General features: G+C 49.8%; 1 rRNA gene. It reads left to right on the plus strand.

Annotated elements, in window-relative coordinates:
- Positions 1 to 74: ribosomal RNA gene (locus LC417_RS22650) — 16S ribosomal RNA — on the plus strand; the annotation flags it as partial.
- Between the last annotated feature and the right edge of the window lie 139 nt (positions 75 to 213).

Below are 213 nucleotides of genomic sequence, written 5' to 3' on the forward strand. Positions count from 1 at the left end.
CTTTGTGATTCATGACTGGGGTGAAGTCGTAACAAGGTAACCGTAGGGGAACCTGCGGTTGGATCACCTCCTTACCTGAAGATACTTTCCCGCGCAGTGTCCACACAGATTGTCTGATAAAAAGTAACGAGCAGAAAAAACCTCTACAGGCTTGTAGCTCAGGTGGTTAGAGCGCACCCCTGATAAGGGTGAGGTCGGTGGTTCAAGTCCACT

The sequence above is a fragment of the Pantoea sp. OVA07A genome (assembly GCF_019969975.1).
In the GTDB taxonomy this organism is placed as follows: Bacteria; Pseudomonadota; Gammaproteobacteria; order Enterobacterales; family Enterobacteriaceae; genus Pantoea; species Pantoea agglomerans.